Annotated in this window: 15 protein-coding genes; 11 read left to right on the top strand and 4 right to left on the bottom strand. The window is 40.1% G+C overall.

Translation table 11 applies throughout. The annotated features are described in order from the left end of the window. Positions 1-269: 269 nt before the first annotated feature. Positions 270-1433 (bottom strand): penicillin-binding transpeptidase domain-containing protein, encoded by a 1164-nt coding sequence (locus tag HMPREF0666_RS02515; RefSeq protein ID WP_157600228.1) that lies wholly within the window; start codon positions 1431-1433, stop codon positions 270-272. Between the two features lie 242 nt (positions 1434-1675). Further along, the gene (locus HMPREF0666_RS02510) at positions 1676-2386 is read right to left on the bottom strand and encodes a glycoside hydrolase family 25 protein (protein WP_009010729.1); all 711 of its coding nucleotides are present in this window, start codon (positions 2384-2386) and stop codon (positions 1676-1678) included. 168 nt (positions 2387-2554) lie between these two features. Here HMPREF0666_RS02510 and HMPREF0666_RS02505 point away from each other — a divergent pair, with 168 nt between their 5' ends. The 8 genes from HMPREF0666_RS02505 to HMPREF0666_RS02470 all read left to right on the top strand — a co-directional run bounded on the left by HMPREF0666_RS02505 (position 2555) and on the right by HMPREF0666_RS02470 (position 13251). Further along, on the top strand, positions 2555-3499 hold the full coding sequence (locus tag HMPREF0666_RS02505) for a serine O-acetyltransferase (RefSeq protein WP_009010728.1): 945 nt from the start codon (positions 2555-2557) through the stop codon (positions 3497-3499). Between the two features lie 141 nt (positions 3500-3640). Further along, entirely contained in the window at positions 3641-5188 is a 1548-nt protein-coding gene (locus HMPREF0666_RS02500) for a class I SAM-dependent RNA methyltransferase (RefSeq protein ID WP_009010727.1), read from the top strand. Beyond that, positions 5178-7388: a S9 family peptidase gene (locus HMPREF0666_RS02495; RefSeq protein ID WP_009010726.1), complete on the top strand. Its 2211-nt coding sequence runs from the start codon at positions 5178-5180 to the stop codon at positions 7386-7388. Before HMPREF0666_RS02500 ends, HMPREF0666_RS02495 begins: the two co-directional genes overlap by 11 nt. Before the next feature lie 113 nt (positions 7389-7501). Further along, the gene (gene purD, locus HMPREF0666_RS02490; RefSeq protein ID WP_009010725.1) at positions 7502-8770 is read left to right on the top strand and encodes a phosphoribosylamine--glycine ligase; all 1269 of its coding nucleotides are present in this window, start codon (positions 7502-7504) and stop codon (positions 8768-8770) included. A 70-nt stretch (positions 8771-8840) separates the two neighbouring features. Then, on the top strand, positions 8841-9785 hold the full coding sequence (locus HMPREF0666_RS02485) for a hypothetical protein (RefSeq protein ID WP_009010724.1): 945 nt from the start codon (positions 8841-8843) through the stop codon (positions 9783-9785). Further along, positions 9758-10210, top strand: coding sequence for a YqaA family protein (locus HMPREF0666_RS02480; RefSeq protein ID WP_009010723.1), 453 nt, complete (start codon positions 9758-9760; stop codon positions 10208-10210). Before HMPREF0666_RS02485 ends, HMPREF0666_RS02480 begins: the two co-directional genes overlap by 28 nt. A gap of 806 nt (positions 10211-11016) precedes the next feature. Further along, the gene (locus tag HMPREF0666_RS02475) at positions 11017-12684 is read left to right on the top strand and encodes a formate--tetrahydrofolate ligase (RefSeq protein WP_009010722.1); all 1668 of its coding nucleotides are present in this window, start codon (positions 11017-11019) and stop codon (positions 12682-12684) included. A 132-nt stretch (positions 12685-12816) separates the two neighbouring features. Beyond that, entirely contained in the window at positions 12817-13251 is a 435-nt protein-coding gene (locus HMPREF0666_RS02470) for a hypothetical protein (RefSeq protein ID WP_009010721.1), read from the top strand. A 19-nt stretch (positions 13252-13270) separates the two neighbouring features. Here HMPREF0666_RS02470 and HMPREF0666_RS02465 read toward each other — a convergent pair whose 3' ends face one another. Continuing rightward, complete coding sequence (locus tag HMPREF0666_RS02465) at positions 13271-14062, bottom strand: glycoside hydrolase family 25 protein (protein ID WP_009010720.1); 792 nt, start codon at positions 14060-14062, stop codon at positions 13271-13273. Positions 14063-14436: 374 nt separating this feature from the next. Here HMPREF0666_RS02465 and HMPREF0666_RS02460 point away from each other — a divergent pair, with 374 nt between their 5' ends. Beyond that, positions 14437-14856, top strand: coding sequence for a transglycosylase SLT domain-containing protein (locus HMPREF0666_RS02460; RefSeq protein WP_042855899.1), 420 nt, complete (start codon positions 14437-14439; stop codon positions 14854-14856). 179 nt (positions 14857-15035) lie between these two features. Then, positions 15036-15716, top strand: coding sequence for a GDSL-type esterase/lipase family protein (locus tag HMPREF0666_RS02455; protein ID WP_009010718.1), 681 nt, complete (start codon positions 15036-15038; stop codon positions 15714-15716). A gap of 471 nt (positions 15717-16187) precedes the next feature. On the opposite strand, the gene dnaB is transcribed toward HMPREF0666_RS02455, so the two are convergent. After that, entirely contained in the window at positions 16188-17708 is a 1521-nt protein-coding gene (gene dnaB, locus HMPREF0666_RS02450; protein WP_042855898.1) for a replicative DNA helicase, read from the bottom strand. A gap of 96 nt (positions 17709-17804) precedes the next feature. On the opposite strand from dnaB, the gene ispE reads away from it, so the two are divergent. Beyond that, on the top strand, positions 17805-18644 hold the full coding sequence (ispE, locus tag HMPREF0666_RS02445) for a 4-(cytidine 5'-diphospho)-2-C-methyl-D-erythritol kinase (protein ID WP_009010716.1): 840 nt from the start codon (positions 17805-17807) through the stop codon (positions 18642-18644). Positions 18645-18650: the final 6 nt, after the last annotated feature.

The following is an 18650-nucleotide window of genomic DNA, read 5'->3' as shown; positions in this document are numbered from 1 at the left end:
AACGGTAATACGCCTTTATGAATATTTATTACAACGAGGAGCTATTACGTCCCTTATTTTGAGAGCCAAAAGTCTTTTGCATACAGATGGTAACTATCAAGTAATTAAGAGGTTACATACCTCATTAGAAGAAGACGCCTAATTAGCTTTGAGAAGGGCGTTTTCAATAGGCAAGAAGGGCGTCTTCTGGGAGGTAGAAGACGCCCTTCTTGAGCGTTGATAAGCATCTATTGAATACAACTCCATGATTTTTTATTACAAACCACGGTTTATTTAGTAATTGTGTTAATACGTTCAATGCGCTTTGCCATAGCTTGTGACTTCGGACTCAGTTTACCTTTAAGATACTTTTCCATAATCAAACCTGCTATAGGAGCAGCTACATCAGCACCAAACCCACCATGTTCTATATAAACAGAAATAGCAATCTTTGGCTCATTCATAGGAGCAAAACCAATAAAAACAGAATGGTCTTTACCAGAATTTTCGGCTGTTCCTGTCTTTCCGCAGACTGGATAAGTTGTTCCGTTAAGGACTGTTGCAGTCCCCTTGGTTACAGCCAAGCGCATTCCTTTTATGACATCTGCATATATATAAGGTGGTACTTTCGTTTGACGAGGGGTTGTAAAGCGTGAAGACAGAGGTGACCAGTCAACATTCTTATGAATGTGTGGTGTGAAGAAATAGCCTCGATTAGCGATAGAAGCCGCTAAATTACAGAGCTGAAGCGGTGTGACAGTGATATCTCCTTGTCCCATACCAGCCCACATGATGGTCTTCGGGTCCCAATTATTCTTATATCTACGCGATAGATAGTTCACATTAGCAACCAATCCACCCTTTTCTCCAGGCATATCAATCCCTAATGGTCCACCAAGTCCCATACTTACAATGTATTCCCACCATGTTGTAACAGCCTTCTCCTTGCTTCCATACTTCTGTGTATTACCTAACATAGATAGATAAGACTTCAAGAACCAAGTGTTACAAGAGACAGCCAATGCGCCCGCCAATGCTTCTGGTGAGTAGTGAGGATGGCATTTCACCTTTATGTTCCCATCACGAAAGCCGTCATGGCAGGCTATCTTTGTGTCTGGCTTGACGATTCCTTCTGAGAGGAATACTAATGCTTGAGCAGGCTTAATAGCTGAGCCTGGAGGGTAAGCTGTCGCTATCGCAAGGGCATCATTTGGTCCTGTAGGTGAATTAGTCACCATACAAAGAACCTCACCTGTAGCCGGGTCAACGGCAACAATACTCCCCTTCTTTCCTTGCAGCAATTCTGTTCCAAGCTCTTGCAGCAAAGGTCGGAATGTTAATGGTGGCTCTTCATGGTACTCTTGTGCTTGAACACTATGCAACGTAAGTAACATCAGTGCAAGTATCACAGTACGAAAAGATATAATTCCTTTGTTAATAGTTATTTTACGCATACTTGTTAAATTCTTACTTAATAGATTTCTTTCCATTAATGATTGGGATTTATGGCTTATAAAACTGTTGATATTTCTTCTTTGAAGAGGCTGTTATATACTCCTATATTTCTTTTGTAAAGTGTGACGTTGGGTCGTTGTAAGCTTTTAAACGTTACAAATGTACAAACAAATTATGAGTTGGAAACATCCTTTTATTTGTTTATAATAAATTTACAGCAATCCCAAATAATTGTAAACAGCTACAGGCGAATAGACGAAAGGGAGGTTCCTGACATAAATCTGTCAAGGTCGACATTACCATGAATACCACGTACTCGTCCCCGATCAGTAAACTGCCAGATATTATGTCGGCCTACTCCTTTAATGGAAGGACGCTCAGAACTATATCTACTTAAGAAGAGAAAGTACTTGTTATAGCGTGGTGTAAGATGAGAATTATAAAAGTTTACATGTGAATATATAAGCGGTTTCTTTCCATATTTGCGCTCAATGAGTTTCGCAAATAAGGCTACGCTATCTTGTACCTGCTTCTTACTCCAGCGTTTTACACCTTCATGCTCTATGTCAATCATAGGAATTAAGTCTTGTTTATGTCCTCGCATAGCCTTCTGAAAATTACGAAATTGAGACCTAACAGAGGTTAAGCAGGAAAGATAATGATAAGAACCGCAGCGTAAACCTTGACGACGTGCCCCTTTAATGTTCTGTTCGTAGTTCTTATCTTTTATACTTGTTCCTTGCGTTACTTTGATATATACGAACTTAATTTGTTTGTCTTTAGCAACTTCTTTCCAGTCTATCTTGCCCTGATGATGCGACACATCGATACCATCATATTGTCGTTTGATATTTTTATGAGACTTATGAGAAGTGGTTGCAGCAGACGCCATTACACAAATAGCAGATAGAATGAGGGTATGAAAAATACGTGGAAAAATAGTTGACTTCATTATTTGAATATTTGAAACATATTGAATAAGACGCTATTCGAACCTATATTATCCTGTAATAGTGCTTGAAAAGCACTGCAAAATTAGTATATTTTTCTTGAACAAACCCATAAAATATCGATAATAATCATTATCTTTGCAACGTAATTACATCTCGATATAGTATCAATGAGTAAACAAGACATCACTCATCAACTCATACAGACCGTAGATGAGCTTTCTGAACCAGAAGCGTTGCAGGGTATTTGCCATGAACACCGTGATGGAGACCCCTTGCCATCGGCTAAAGAATTGGAAGAGATAATCGAACTCTCACGTTCTATTCTCTTCCCAGGCTTTTATGGAAGGTCGTCGGTTAATTTTGAGACTATCAAGTATCAAATAGGTATGAGTGTTGAACGACTGCATAAACTGCTTTCTCGACAGATTATGGCTGGTCTCTGTTTTAACGAAGATTGTCATTGTCCTAATGCCGCAGACACACGTCTTTGTATGCAAGAAGAGGCTAACAAGATAGCAGGACATATCATAGAGAAACTCCCAACCTTACGTAAGATACTTTCAACTGATATACAAGCAGCCTTCGATGGAGACCCTGCAGCAGTCAACGTGGGTGAAGTGATTTCATGTTATCCAGCTATTAAGGCTGTTATAAACTATCGTTTGGCACATGAATTAGTGTTAGAGAATGTGCCTCTTATCCCACGTATGATTACTGAGATGGCACATTCAGAAACGGGTATCGATATCCATCCTGCTGCAACCATTGGTACACATTTCACTATCGACCATGGTACGGGTGTCGTTATAGGTGCTACTTGTGTTATTGGTAATCATGTGAAACTTTATCAAGGTGTAACTTTAGGAGCAAAGAGCTTCCCACTCGATAAAGATGGTAAGCCTATTAAAGGGATTGCTCGTCACCCTATTCTAAAGGATGATGTTGTTGTCTATGCCAATGCCACTATCCTTGGTCGTATCACTATTGGAAAGGGATGCATCATAGGTGCCAATGTCTGGGTCACACGGGATATGCGTCCACGAACGAAGAAATACAAACAAAATAAGACCGATATATTAGATATCGACTTTGAATATGGTGGAGGAATATAAAGGTACTACCCCACTCTCATCTTGAAGAGGAACAAATAGATGCTTGTTTAGTAAGATAACAGGCTGTTTCCATGGATGTTAAGAGTGGAGACCTCCCTACTAATCATCATAAAAATTCGTATATTAATATCTATCACATAAATGCAAGAATTTGAACTCATCGCCAAAACCTTCATGGGTTTGGAGCAAGTATTAGCAAAAGAACTGACACAGTTAGGTGCCAATAACGTACAAATAGGACGCCGAATGGTGTCGTTTACTGGTGACAAGGAAATGATGTATCGTGCTAATTTCCAGTTACACACTGCTATTCGTATCCTTAAACCTATCGCACATTTCAAGGCGAAGAGTGCTGAAGATATGTATGAGGAGGTGATGAAGATTGATTGGAGTAAGTATATCCTCCCTGGTAAGACTTTCTCTGTTGACTCTGTCGTTTATTCAGAGGAGTTCACGAACTCACGCTTTGTTACTTATAAGGTGAAAGACGCTATCGTTGACCAATTTAGAGAGCGTACTGGTACTCGTCCAAATATCTCTGTTAGTAATCCTGATATCCGTTTGAATATCCATGTTGCAGAGGATAATGCAACGTTATCATTGGACTCAAGTGGTGAATCTCTGCATCGTCGTGGTTATCGTCAGGAGAGTGTTGAAGCGCCATTGAATGAGGTTCTTGCAGCAGGTATGATACTTATGACGGGGTGGAAGGGTGAAACAGACTTCATCGACCCAATGTGTGGCTCTGGTACATTGCCTGTTGAAGCCGCACTTATTGCTCGTAATATTTCTCCAGGAGTGTTCCGTAAGGAGTTCGCCTTCGAGAAATGGCCTGACTTTGACCAAGATCTGTTTGATATGATATACAATGATGACTCTCAGGAACGTGAGTTCACACATCATATCTATGGTTATGACACTGATATGAAGGCTGTCAACACGGCACGTCTGAACGTGGCTGCGGCTGGCTTGTCAAGGTATGTAACCATCGAGCAGCAGGACTTCAAGGATTTTACTCAGCCTAAGGAGAAGAGCATGATTGTAATGAATCCTCCATACGGCGAGCGTATCTCTACACCTAACTTACTTGGTACTTACAAGATGATAGGTGAGAGATTGAAGCATCAGTTTATGGGTAATGAGGCTTGGATATTGTCTTATCGTGAGGAGTGCTTCCGTCAGATTGGTCTAAAACCAAGTATTAAGATTCCTGTTTACAATGGGTCTTTGGAGTGTGAGTTCCGTCGCTACCAGATGTTTGATGGTAAGATGAGTAACTTCCGACACGAGGGTGGCATCATTAAGACCGAAGAAGAGAAACGAGAGATGGCTCAGAAGCATCGTTTTAAGAAGGAGCGTGAGTTTAAGAAACGCCTGGATGAAAATGAACAAAACGCTGAGGCTGATATTCGTTCATTCACGTTTCATAGCTTAGAGCGCAATAAGTTCGCTGGTGGTAAGTTCCGTGAAGACCGTGAACGACGCCCTCGTTTCGACCGAGATACCGAAGACCGCAAGCGTTCCTTTAGAAGAGGAGATGATGATCGGAAGCGTTCATTTAGGCATGATGACGACCGTAAGCGTTCATACAACCGTGATGATGATCGCAAATATGGTGGTAAACGATTCGATAAATCTAACAAACGCGGAGGATTCCGTGGTAAAAACACGTATAGTCATGAAGATTAAATCATTCATCAGTCTTGTGGGCATTTGTGCTTTCACAGGACTTTTATGTCCTACTCAGAGTATGGCACAAAAGCAGTTCACACTTGAAGACTTGAACTTTGGTGGTAACAACTTCTACAACATGCGCCCTGAAGCACGTTATCTAATGTGGTGGGGCGGTAAATTGGTGCGTCAAGATTATAACAGTTGTTCGCTGGTTGACCCCGTAACAGGTAAGGAAACACAACTGTTTACACTCGATGACATCAACAAATGGGCAGGGTTGTCTGCTTCAAATGAGGTTGTACGCCACCTCTATGGAGCTGAGTTCCCTTATTCTGACCGTCCTATTGTAGTGGTACAGAACGGTAATGAGGACTTATATGTGAACTTTAAGACACAAAAACTTGAGCAACGTCAAAACCGTCCAAGCGGTCTTCAGGCACGTGAATGGAACAAGTTATCTGGTGCAACGGCGTTTGTAAAAGACCATCAATTATATGTCACGGATGCAAAAGGTGCTGAGCATAAGTTGACATCAGATGGTTCTCGCAACATCGTATATGGTCAGAGCGTACATCGTGACGAGTTCGGCATTAATGGCGGACTCTATTGGAGTCCAAAGGGAAACCGTTTAGCATTCTACCGTATGGACCAAAGCATGGTTGTTGACTACCCTCTTGTTGATGTTCCAGAGTTAGATTGGAAACCTGCCAAGGGTGAGTCACGTGCTGCTAAGGTTGATTTAATCAAATACCCTATGACTGGTGAGACCTCTCATAAGGTGACTGTCGGTGTATATGACCTTGCTACAGGTAAGACTATATACCTCCAAGCGGGCGATCCAACTGATCGTTACTTTACGAACATAGCATGGAGTCCTGATGAGAAGATTATTTATATGTTTGAACTCAACCGTGATCAGAATGATTGTCGTTTAGTATCATACGATGCAACCACAGGTGCCAAGCTAAAAGAACTTTATCGAGAGACAGATGCAAAGTATGTTGAACCATGTCACCCTATTCAGTTCTTGCCATGGAATGATAATGAGTTTATCTTACAGAGTCAGAAGGATGGCTACAATCATCTTTACCTCTTTAATAAAGATGGACGCCAGCTTAAGCAGATAACAAGTGGTAAGTGGGTTGTAATAGACGTACTTGGTTTTAACAACAAGCAAAAGAGTATTGTCTATGTATCTAACGAGTGCAATCCTATTCAGCGTAATACATGGCTTGTAAATGTAGGTTCTGGCAAGCGCACATTGCTTGATAATGGTCGTGGTTATCATTATCCAAAATTGAGTGAAGATGGTAATGCAGTGATGGATAGCTACAGTGAGCCATCTGTACCCCATAAGTATGAGGTCATTAGTTTGACTGGTAAGCCACAACGTCATGATTACTTCACTTCAGCAAATCCTTGGAAAGGATATACAGTCCCTGAATATACAAGTGGATCTCTTAAGGCAGCAGATGGCAAGACAGACTTATACTGGCGTATGGTAAAGCCTGTCAACTTCGATGCGAATAAGAAATATCCTACAGTAATCTATGTCTATGGCGGTCCTCATGCACATAATGTTGAGGCTTCATGGAACTGGGGTTCACGTGGTTGGGAGACTTACATGGCACAGAAGGGTTACTTACTTTTCATCCTTGATAATCGTGGTAGCGAACATCGTGGTAAGGAGTTTGAGCAAGCAACATTCCGTCATCTTGGCCAAGAAGAGATGAAAGACCAGATGGAAGGCGTCAAATACTTAAAGTCTCTACCATACGTTGACCAGAACCGCATAGGAGTTCATGGTTGGTCATTCGGTGGTTTCATGACTACATCATTAATAACAAATTACCCAGATGTGTTCAAGGTTGGAGTTGCTGGTGGCCCAGTAATTGATTGGAAATGGTATGAAGCGATGTATGGCGAGCGTTATATGGATACGCCACAGTCTAATCCTGAAGGCTATGCACAGACCTCCCTCCTAACAAAGGCAAAGGATCTCAAGGGTAAACTACAGATTATTATAGGATTGAACGACCCTGTTGTTGTTCCTCAGCATGCTTACTCCTTCTTGAAGGCTTGTATTGCAGCTGGCACACAACCCGATTTCTTCGTTTATCCCGGTGAACCTCATAATATGCGCGGACATCAGAGTGTACATCTACACGAACGCATCACACAATATTTTGAGGATTATCTGAAACCCATAAAATAGTATTTATGTTTGTGCGTTATAGCATATATAAACACAATTAACTGATAATATATAACCCTGTGCGGTAAGTCTGCACTTCCCCTCCATTGTTGGAGGGGCTAAAGAAAACCTTTATGAGAATATTACTTTTAGGCAGCGGCGGTCGCGAACACGCCTTGGCATGGAAGATTGCACAGAGTGCAAAGTGTAGTAAACTCTTCATTGCACCGGGTAACGCTGGTACTGGAGCTGTTGGTGAGAACGTTGCAATTGGAGTAAACGACTTCGATAGACTGAAGGATTTTGTCGTTGAAGAGAAGGTTGACATGGTTGTTGTTGGACCTGAAGACCCATTGGTTAAAGGTGTCTACGACTGCTTTAAGGAGGATAGCCGCACTGGTAACGTTCCTGTGATTGGACCATCAAAGGCTGGTGCAGTACTTGAAGGGTCAAAAGACTTTGCTAAAGCCTTTATGAAAAGACATAATATACCGACTGCAGCTTACGAGACTTTTGATGGTACAACCATTGAAGAAGGAATGCAATTCCTCGAAACGCTCAAGGCTCCTTACGTCTTGAAAGCCGATGGCTTGGCTGCTGGTAAGGGCGTACTCATTCTTCCTACGCTCGAAGAGGCTAAGAAGGAACTTCGTGAGATGCTTGGTGGTATGTTCGGTAATGCTTCTGCCAAGGTTGTTATCGAGGAATTTCTTTCTGGTATAGAATGCTCTGTATTTGTTCTTACAGATGGAACTCATTATCAGATATTACCTGAAGCAAAGGATTATAAGCGCATTGGCGAACATGATACAGGCTTAAATACTGGTGGTATGGGTAGTGTCACTCCTGTCCCATTTGCTACGAAAGAATGGATGGCAAAGGTTGAAGAGCGTATTATCCGTCCTACCGTTGAGGGCTTGAAGGCCGAGGGTATCGATTATAAAGGTTTTATCTTCTTCGGCTTAATCAATGTTGATGGTGAGCCAATGGTTATCGAATACAATTGTCGTATGGGTGATCCGGAGACTGAAAGTGTGATGTTGCGATTGAAGAGTGACATCGTTGACCTCTTTGAAGGGGTTGCAGAAGGAAATCTCAACCAACGACAGATAGCGTTCGACCCACGTTCTGCAGTTTGTGTAATGCTTGTCAGCGGTGGTTACCCAGAGACTTATAAGAAAGGCTATCCAATCACAGGACTTGACAAGGTTGAAGGTTCCGTGGTCTTCCATAGTGGTACTGCTGTAAAGGATGGCCAGATTGTAACTGCTGGAGGTCGTGTTATTGCCGTGTCTTCTTATGGTGAAAACAAGGAAGAAGCACTTAAGAAGAGTTTTGCAGAAGCACAGAAGATTGATTTTACGGATAAATACTTTAGAAGAGATATAGGACAAGACTTATAGTCTTTAGTTCTTGAACGAATGGAGATAGTCTCTAATAATAGTATTAAGTCTATCTCCGTATTTCACAATTATGCAACAAAAACGCATTCAAAATCGAATATCAGAAAGCCGCTGGACACAAGTGTATGTTGTCTCAGCGGCTACTCTTGTATGGACTATAGCTGGGTTATATAACACTTCGGTAATCGTACCAGGTGTTTGTATCTTGTTGGCTACCTATCTTATGATGGAGTTGAATAATGCTAATGCGCTCATTCGTATCTATAGTAGAATGGTGTCATGCTCATTCTTGGTCTTTGCTACTATGGCTGCCTTCATGTTTCCATCTATTCAGACGGCTATCATCATGTTAGGTTTTGTGGGTTTCTACACCTTTGCCTTTCGTTGCTATCAACACACACATGCGCCAGGTTGGACTTTCTATGCGTTCTTCTGCATCGGTATGGCAAGTATCGTATGGGTACAAACACTTTTCTTTCTACCCGTACTATGGATTATTATGCGTACAAACACGCTCTCTATGAGTCCTCGTAACTTTGTTGCATCACTCCTCGGCATAGTATTACCATATTGGTTTTATGCTGGATACTTAGCTGCAAAAGGTGATATAACATTACTGATAAGCCACTTTGAGAAGATTGCAGTGTTTGCTGAACCATTCAATCTTAAGTTATTGAGCTTTAGTCAGGTATTAATACTATCCTTAGTACTGGTTTGCGCTATCATTGGTATTGTCCATTTCATGAACCAAAAGCGTAACGATAATATTCGAACACGTTTGTTTTATCAGGTTTTTATAACGATAGACCTTGTAACAATCGGTTTTCTTTTACTTCAACCTCAGCATTATGAAGCATTGCTGAGTGTAATGATTGTTGCAACAGCACCGCTCATTGCACATTTCTTTGCACTGACACGTACAAAGATAACCAATTGGATGTTTCTTATTCTCTCTTATTCAGCTATCATCATCACCCTATTCAACTTATGGAATCTCTTACACAAATACTTGTAGACTATGGTTATTGGGGAATGTTCTTATCCGCATTCCTTGCAGGAAGTTTCTTACCTTTTAGTAGCGAGGCAGTAATGCTTGGTCTACTTGCGGCTGGTGTCGACCCCGTTCTTTTGCTCGTTTATGGTAGTATAGGTAACGTTTTAGGAGGTATGTTAAACTATGGACTTGGCAGATTGGGTAAGTTGGAATGGCTTGAGCGGTATTTTCATGTCAAACAAAAGTCTTTAGATCGAGCCTATCGCTTTATGGATGGACGTGGAGCATGGATGGGTTTCTTTGCTTTTCTCCCAATCCTTGGTAGTGCAATTACCATCGTTTTAGGACTTACACGTGCTAATATTGTATTATCTGTATTAAGTATTACCTTAGGTAAGGTGCTCCGTTATATCGTTTTGATTTGGGGTGCAACCTCCTTGTTTTAGTCTTCTTTCGTCGAAGACTATATCCACATGTAGCTTGAAAACGTAAAGATATTTCAGTAAACACTCTTCCCTCTATTTGAAGATAGGCCAGAGATGGGGCAAGAAGAGGCCTAATTACATTCAAGAACATGCTCTTCTTACGTGTTGAAGACGCCCTTCTTAAAGCAAGAAGGGCGTCTTCTTTGACATTGCTTGTAACTTTCTGATTTGATGAAGGTTACAAACTGATTATTAAGAAGTAATATACCCATATTCTAAAGTTGTTTGCCATTGATCTGTGTAATGATAATTTACTCTCATACTGATACCCTCAGAATGTAGGTTGAGGACCAATATTCCACAAAGATAGTCTCACATACGAATTAAGGAGAAACTCCAAGGCCATAAAGAATATATGAAAAAGCACCCAAAAGGTCTAATAAGTTTTTAATCTCCTTAGGTTATACTACAAACACCTAATAATTATATTTGTTGTATCTTCAATGTTTTTACAAGGCGTAAAGGCTCCTATCTAATTGTTTCAAAGCATTTACACGTCGATAGAGAAGTGCTCAAGTGAGTCAAAATCGACATTATAAGATAGGTTGACGATGGCTTATAAGTATCTGTTTACACACTCGTGAGAATGATGACAATCTCATCGTAAGTAGCTCAATAGAAAGGATAAAGAACAGGTTATTATTCGGCAGAACTAAAAACAATGTCATAATACTTAAAAACAAATAAACTTTTTTTTCGCAAGAAATGGTTATATTCAAAATTATTTTCTATCTTTGCGAAGATTACTTAATATAAACAATTTAACTATGAAATCTGACATTGAAATTGCACGCTCATGTAGTATGAAGCGAATAGAGGATGTAGCCGCTACAATTGGTATATCGGCTGACTCGTTAGAACACTATGGTAAGTATATGGCGAAGGTGCCTCTTTCATTGATAGATGAAAAGAAAGTCGCATGTAACAACCTTATTCTTGTCACTTCAATCTCCCCTACTCGTGCCGGAATTGGCAAAACCACAGTAAGTATTGGCTTGTCAATGGCACTTAATAGAATAGGTAAACGTTCTGTTCTTGCACTACGTGAACCAAGTCTTGGACCTTGCTTTGGCATGAAAGGTGGTGCTGCTGGTGGCGGATATGCGCAGGTTGTACCTATGGAGAAGATTAACCTCCATTTTACGGGTGATTTCCATGCTATCACGAGTGCACATAATATGATTGCCGCCCTGCTTGATAATTATCTTTATCAGCATCGAAGTGAAGGCTTCTCATTGAAACAAATCCTTTGGAAGCGTGTCTTAGACGTGAATGACCGTAGTCTTCGCAACATCGTTACAGGCTTAGGTGCTTCCACAGATGGCTTACCATCACAGTCTGGCTTTGATATTACGCCAGCGAGTGAGATTATGGCTGCATTATGTCTTGCCGACAGTGAGCAAGACCTTCGACGCCGTATTGAGAACATGGTATTGGGTATTACCTTTGAAGATAAACCATTTTGCGTACGCGACCTCGGTGTTGGTGGTGCTATCACAGTATTGTTGCTTGATGCCATTAAACCTAATCTTGTTCAGACACTTGAGGGGACAGCAGCTTTTGTTCATGGTGGCCCGTTTGCGAATATAGCCCATGGTTGCAACAGTTTGTTAGCTACTAAGATGGCGATGTCATTGAGTGATTATGCTATTACTGAGGCTGGTTTCGGTGCCGATCTTGGTGCAGAAAAGTTCTTAGATATAAAGTGTCGCAAGGCAGGAATTCATCCTCGTGCTACTGTCCTTGTAACAACTCTGCGTGGTTTGAAGATGCACGGCAATCTTGCTGATGGTGCTACGCCAGAGCAGGAACGCCAAGCTCTCATAGACGGATTGGCTAACCTTGAGCGTCATGTGGAGAATATGCAACGCTTTGGACAGCCAGTTATCGTCACACTCAATAGGTATGGCGATGATACCGAGGATGAAATAGCTATTCTTGCTAACCATTGTAAAGAGTTAGGAGTCGGCTTTGCAGAGAATAATGTATTCACTAAGGGAGGCGAAGGAGCTGAGGATCTTGCTCGTCTCGTAGTAGATACTATCAATAAACATGGTGCTAAGGATATCAAGATGGTCTATAATGACGACGATAGTATCGAAGAGAAAGTAAATAAGATTGCTAAGAATATTTACGGTGCACGTTCGGTCATTCTCAGTAAAACGGCTGTAAACAAACTGAAACGTATTCACGCTTGGGGGATGGATAAGTTCCCTGTCTGCATTGCAAAGACACAATTCTCGTTCAGTGAAGACCCTAAGCAGGTGGGTGTAGCCAAAGACTTTGATATAACCATTCGTGATTTTGTCATCAATGGAGGCTCGGAGATGATTGTTGCCATTGCTGGTGACATGATGCGTATGCCTGGACTACCGAAGGTTCCACAAGCTGTGAAGATTGATATCGTTGATGGTGAGATTGAAGGATTAGCTTAATAAGCATCCTCGTCTTCACTTCATCCATACTTGTATAGATTCTCTATGACTCATAGATTATCTATACAAGTAGACTATTGGCATAAGCTATTACTATTACCAGATAAATCTTAGACTGTTAACACATATAATATGAAGAAAAAGACAATATTATTAATCTTCTTTTCCATTGTTCTTATCGGTGCAATCATTTGGTGCGTAAACACACCTTACCGTGAAGTAAATCTGAATGACACCTTAGAAACAATTCAGAAGAATGACACCTGTATCACTGTCCATGACTTATACAAGGATAAAGATTGGGATAAGATGGTCATTATCAAGCCGTATGATAAGCGTACGGCGTCTGACGAAAAGATAGATATGGGATATACTGGGGATCGCGAAGCAATACTTGATAACACATTGTTTGATAGTATCTGTACGATTCTATTCCTTAAAGGAAATCAATTAGTTGCCTTCTCAAGTGTCTATCGCAATGTAATTGACTTTAGCCCATTAAATAAGAAAACCTATAAGTCGTCTGATAAGATTTGTATTATTAATAAGGTAGCAACTGATTGTTGACAGATAAGTCCCCTACTCCTTATTTTGGCATCTTGAAATCATCTACTGTAACCCCCTCACGTAGCTGATTGATGTCTACGTATGTCCATATTCCATGTACTCGCCCACGCTTACTAAACTGCCAGATATCATGTTTAGTATCAGGTATTTCTGGGCTTAGACTATAGTTTGCTATGAACAAATGATAGCGATTGAACTCTGGATACAGATTTTTATGATAGTAAGACTCATTCGTATAAATCATTGGGTAATGGCCTGTCCGCTCCTTAATTAATCGGATAAACTCAGCAAGATTCTTTTGAATTAAGTCACGTCCCCACTCATGTGTACCGTCTTTTTCAACGTCGACAAGTAAGAGTAAGTCTTGCTTACTGAGGTCAATATGATCAAGGAAATTAGTAACCTGACGCTCCATGGAGGTCCGATAGGTTAAGAAGTGATAAGACCCTACTAACAAGCCCCTTTTCTTTGCTGCTTTAAAGTTCTTCTTATAGAAAGGGGCAACGACTGAACTTCCCTCTGTAGCCTTGATATATACGAACTTTAATTGCGGATTTTTCTCTACCAGTTCATCCCAATGTATCCTGCCTTGATGGCGTGAAATATCAAGGCCATCAAAGTCTTTTGTGTAGACTCCCTTGGTTATGTCATTATAAGGCCATTGGTCGCTAACAACAATTCGGTGTTTTCGCCATGGCTTAATATCAATGATAAGAATGACTACCAGTACGGCTAAAGCAGCACATAACCACCACCAAATACCGTACTTATTGCGTTTTTGATTTTTGCGCCTATGTTTACGTTTTATCATATATTGTCTTCAGTTATAGAGTCTGTATGGAATACCGAGCATATTAAAGCCCTATAAGCTAACAATACGCTGTTTCAAAGGTTAAAAACCATCACAAAGATAAACATTCTTTTTCATTACCACAAATTATAAATACGGAAATAATAATAAGAATTCATTGGTCTTAAGCCCCCACAATCAACTGTTTAACATAAAAGGCATTCATCCCAAACTTTACATATTAAACGTTAAAGACTTGTATATCAGGAATACTTTTTGTATCTTTGCAGCGTTAACATGAAACTGAGGCGTGGTGGTAACTCATTCTCACATAGGAACACGCCGTAGAGAGTAGCTCATTTGAACTACCCTTCCAAGGTTTCGGAAATTTATTAATGATGAGAATCTTAAAAGTAGTAAGTATTTGTTTCTTAATGATTTTTGCTTCAACTCTTGAAGCATCAGCCAAGAAAGATGGCTTTGATTGGGAACCTGTAATGAACGCAATCATTCAAATTGAAAGCAAGGGCAATCCGATGGCCGTAAATGGTTCGTACGTTGGCGTACTTCAGATTTCCCCAGTTCTGGTTAAGGAGTGCAACAACATCCTCAAAAGCTCTGGTAGTAATAAGCGCTATTCACTTGCAGATCGTTTTAATGCTACCAAGTCTAAGGAGATGTTTGTCATTATTCAGAGTTTCCACAATCCGTTAAACAGCGTTGAAAAAGCTATTCGCTTATGGAGCGGTGGTATTCGTTACAATGTATCGAAGACACAAGCTTATCTCCGCAAGGTGATGCGTCTCATGAACTAATAAGCGTAACAATTAATTAAGAACCCTCTTATTAAAAAGTCCGGCTATCTTTTTCTTTGGAATAGATAACCGGACTTTTCCTTTCATATCTCTTACTTTTTTATTAATTTTGCAGTAGGAAAAAGAATCAATTTCAGACTTAGTATTCTGATGATTTGATATGCTATACAAGAATAAATATGAAGAATAAATTATTATTTTACCTCATTCTTTCTATTACTACCCTATCAATACATGCGCAGGGCATTACTTATCATGGCTCAAAACATTATAATATAAAAGTGAATCAATTCAATAAAGAAGGCTCTTTACCAGACAATGCTATTGTCATGTTAGGCGATAGTCATTCTGAATATGGGAATGATTGGAATCGTTTCTTTCCTAACGCAAGAATGATATTCAATAGGGGTATTATCGGTGATGACAGTCGAGGAATCTTTAAACGATTAAACCAAATTCTGCCATATAAGCCCAGTAAGATCTTCTTTGAGTGTGGAACAAATGACTTAAGCCATGGTTGGACAGTCGAACGCACCTTCCAAGGGGTAGTTAATATTATTGAGACTATTCGCAAATCATGCCCACAAACGAAACTTTATGTACAAAGTCTTCTGCCATTAAACGAAAAGATTGGAGCATGGAAACTACTTAAAGGTAAGGAGGATATGATTATTCAGTTAAATGAGAGATTGAAGAACTATTGTAACAGCAATAATCTTGTATTTATCGACCTGTATCATCCTCTCTTAGGTACCAACACTAAGGAGATGCATCATGAATATTGTCGGGATGGACTTCACCTTACTAACAAAGGTTATGAGGTTTGGGCAAATATTATCCGTAATTATATCAATGAATAAACGCTGTTATTTAACCAAGTAAGGATTGTAATCACAGAGGAAGAAAGCTATTTCTTAATCGTGTGCTAAACTGTTAATTTAAGAGTAGACTCTTTTCAGATAGACCGCTCGTGAATGTAAGTCATTATCAATTTTATCTATCTACAACCTTGATAATTGCCTATTATACTCATCAATCATAGCCTTCTGTTTGTAATATAAATTCAAGACCTAAAAACAAATAGATGCTTAATAGCATTAAAGAAAACGCCCTTTTAGTTTGTAAAAGATGCCCTTCATCGCCCAAGAAGACGCCCTTTTAAGAGCTTACTAAGCATCTTCTTAAATATAGTTTATAATCTACTGGTATAGTGTTAGTTACCTATACAATAAATAACGACTATCGTGAACTTAAATAGAGTTCATTAGACGTTATTCATGTAATATATTTTCACTATCCTTTATAGGATGTGATAATTAGAACATCAAAATTTAGAATGGTACTGTCGTATCTCCTGTAGGGAAAGGAGGTATTGGCTCATCATTCATCTTACTACCAATAATCTCACCACCCAGCGGATCATTAGGAAGTGGGGCAGCCATATCAAGGTCCTCAGGGTTAGCAAATCGTGTGTATTCACCACGGAAATTGAGTAATACATCACCTGTTGCACCCTTACGGTGTTTAGCGATAATAATCTGAGCCATACCATGAAGGTCATTGCCATGGTCGTCTTGAAGAATATGATAATATTCTGGACGATGCACAAAAAGTACCATGTCGGCATCTTGCTCAATAGCACCAGACTCACGTAAGTCACTTAATTGTGGGCGTCTTCCTTCTTTTGGGTCACGCTGTTCGACAGCACGACTCAACTGTGACAAGGCTAATATTGGGATATCCAACTCTTTTGCAAGTCCTTTCAAAGAGCGGCTAATAGTAGAGACCTCTTCTTGACGGCTATTGAAGCGCATACCGTTGGCATTCATCAGCTGCAAATAGTCAATCATTAGCACCTTTATATTATGTTCACGAACCAATCGGCGCGCCTTAGTTCGAAGTTCAAAGATAGAAAGACCAGGAGTATCATCTATATAAATAGGTGCACCCTGCATCTTTCGGATATTCGAGTCAAAACGCTCCCATTCATCGGGTGTGAGCTGACCATTAAGTATCTTATTACCAGGAATAGAACAAACGTTAGAGATGAGACGGTTAACAAGCTGTACGTTGTTCATCTCAAGAGAGAAGAAAGCTATTGGCTGACGATAATCAATAGCTATATTCTTAGCAATACTAAGCGCAAAAGAGGTCTTACCCATGGCCGGACGTCCTGCTATAATAACCAAATCAGACGCTTGCCAACCAGCTGTAATCTTGTCCAAGTCGTGGAAACCACTTGGAACTCCTGTCAATTTATCTTTACTACCTGCTGCCTTGAGCAGTAATTGGTGTGCTTGTTCAACGATGGTATCAATCTGCACATAGTCTTGAAGCATGTTCTTCTGAGAAATCTCAAAGAGAGTTCCCTCTGCTTTCTGCATTAACTCGTCAACATCTACGGTTTCATCGAAGGCATCTGTCTCAATCATTGAGGCAAACTGAATAAGTTGTCGTGCCAAAAACTTCTGTGCAAGGATGTGTGCATGATACTCTATATGCGCTGACGAGGCAACATTAGAACTAAGTTCAACGATATACGCTGCTCCACCTACTTCTTCGAGTGTCCCCCTATGACGAAGTTCTTCAACAACAGTCATAATGTCCACAGGTTTTTCCTGTAGATTTAATGATTGCACCGCCTCGTAAATCTTTTCATGACGAGACTCATAGAATGTTTCTGGTTTAATAATCTCAGAAACAACTAAAAAGGCATCCTTATCGATCATAAGAGCACCTAAAACAACCTTTTCAATATCAGTTGCTTGTGGTTGAAGATGACCGAATGTGGTGTCGATAGGAGCTTGTTTGGTCCTTCGACTACTCTTACTGTTACTATTTCTTTCTGGCATACGCTGGCAAAAGTACAAAAATATTCCATTTCTAACATCATTCTTCTTAGCTTTTATTATCTTTGCAAAAAGAAACTTCTAATTATATTTTTGACTATGATTACTTTCCCATGCTGTAAGATCAACCTTGGATTAAATATAGTAGCAAAGCGCTCTGATGGATATCATGACCTTGAAACAGTATTCTACCCTATTCCATTATGCGACGCCTTGGAAATAAAGAAGATGGATGAGGAATTTCCATCACCAACACCTATAGACTTAAAGGTGACTGGCAATGTTGTCGAATGTGATGAAAGCAAGAATTTGGTTGTTAAGGCTTATCATCTTCTTGCACAAGATTACGAACTTCCTCGTGTTCATGCTCATCTTGTCAAGCGCATTCCTATGCAAGCAGGACTTGGTGGAGGCTCTGCTGATGCCGCATATATGATTCGTTTACTTGATGAACGATTTAGATTGAACATGGGTAATGCTGAAATGGAACGTTATGCGGCTAAGTTAGGTGCAGACTGTGCTTTCTTTATCCGTTCTGAAATAGCTTTCGCTACGGGAATCGGAGATATCCTCGAACCTGTTGACAACGAGGTCAATGGATTAGAGGGCTATTATATTGCAATTGTAAAACCAGATGTAGCTGTGTCAACAGCAGAGGCTTACGCTGGTGTAACACCAAAGAAACCTATAAAAAGTTGTCGGGATATTGTTCGTCAACCTATTGATACATGGCGAGAAGAACTGACTAATGATTTTGAAGAATTTATTTTTGAGAAGTATTCTATTCTGTCTGAAGTGAAAGAAAAACTCTACAATAATGGTGCTGTATATGCCCAGATGTCAGGAAGCGGTAGTACAATCTTTGGTATCTTTGGTCAAAAGCCTAAGAACATTAAAGAACTGTTCCCCAATATGTTCACTTATTGTGTAAGACTATAATTATTA

This window comes from Prevotella sp. C561 (genome assembly GCF_000224595.1).
In the GTDB taxonomy this organism is placed as follows: Bacteria; Bacteroidota; Bacteroidia; order Bacteroidales; family Bacteroidaceae; genus Prevotella; species Prevotella jejuni.
The sequence above is the reverse complement of the archived record's forward strand: the minus strand, read 5'-3'. Positions and strand labels throughout refer to the sequence as shown.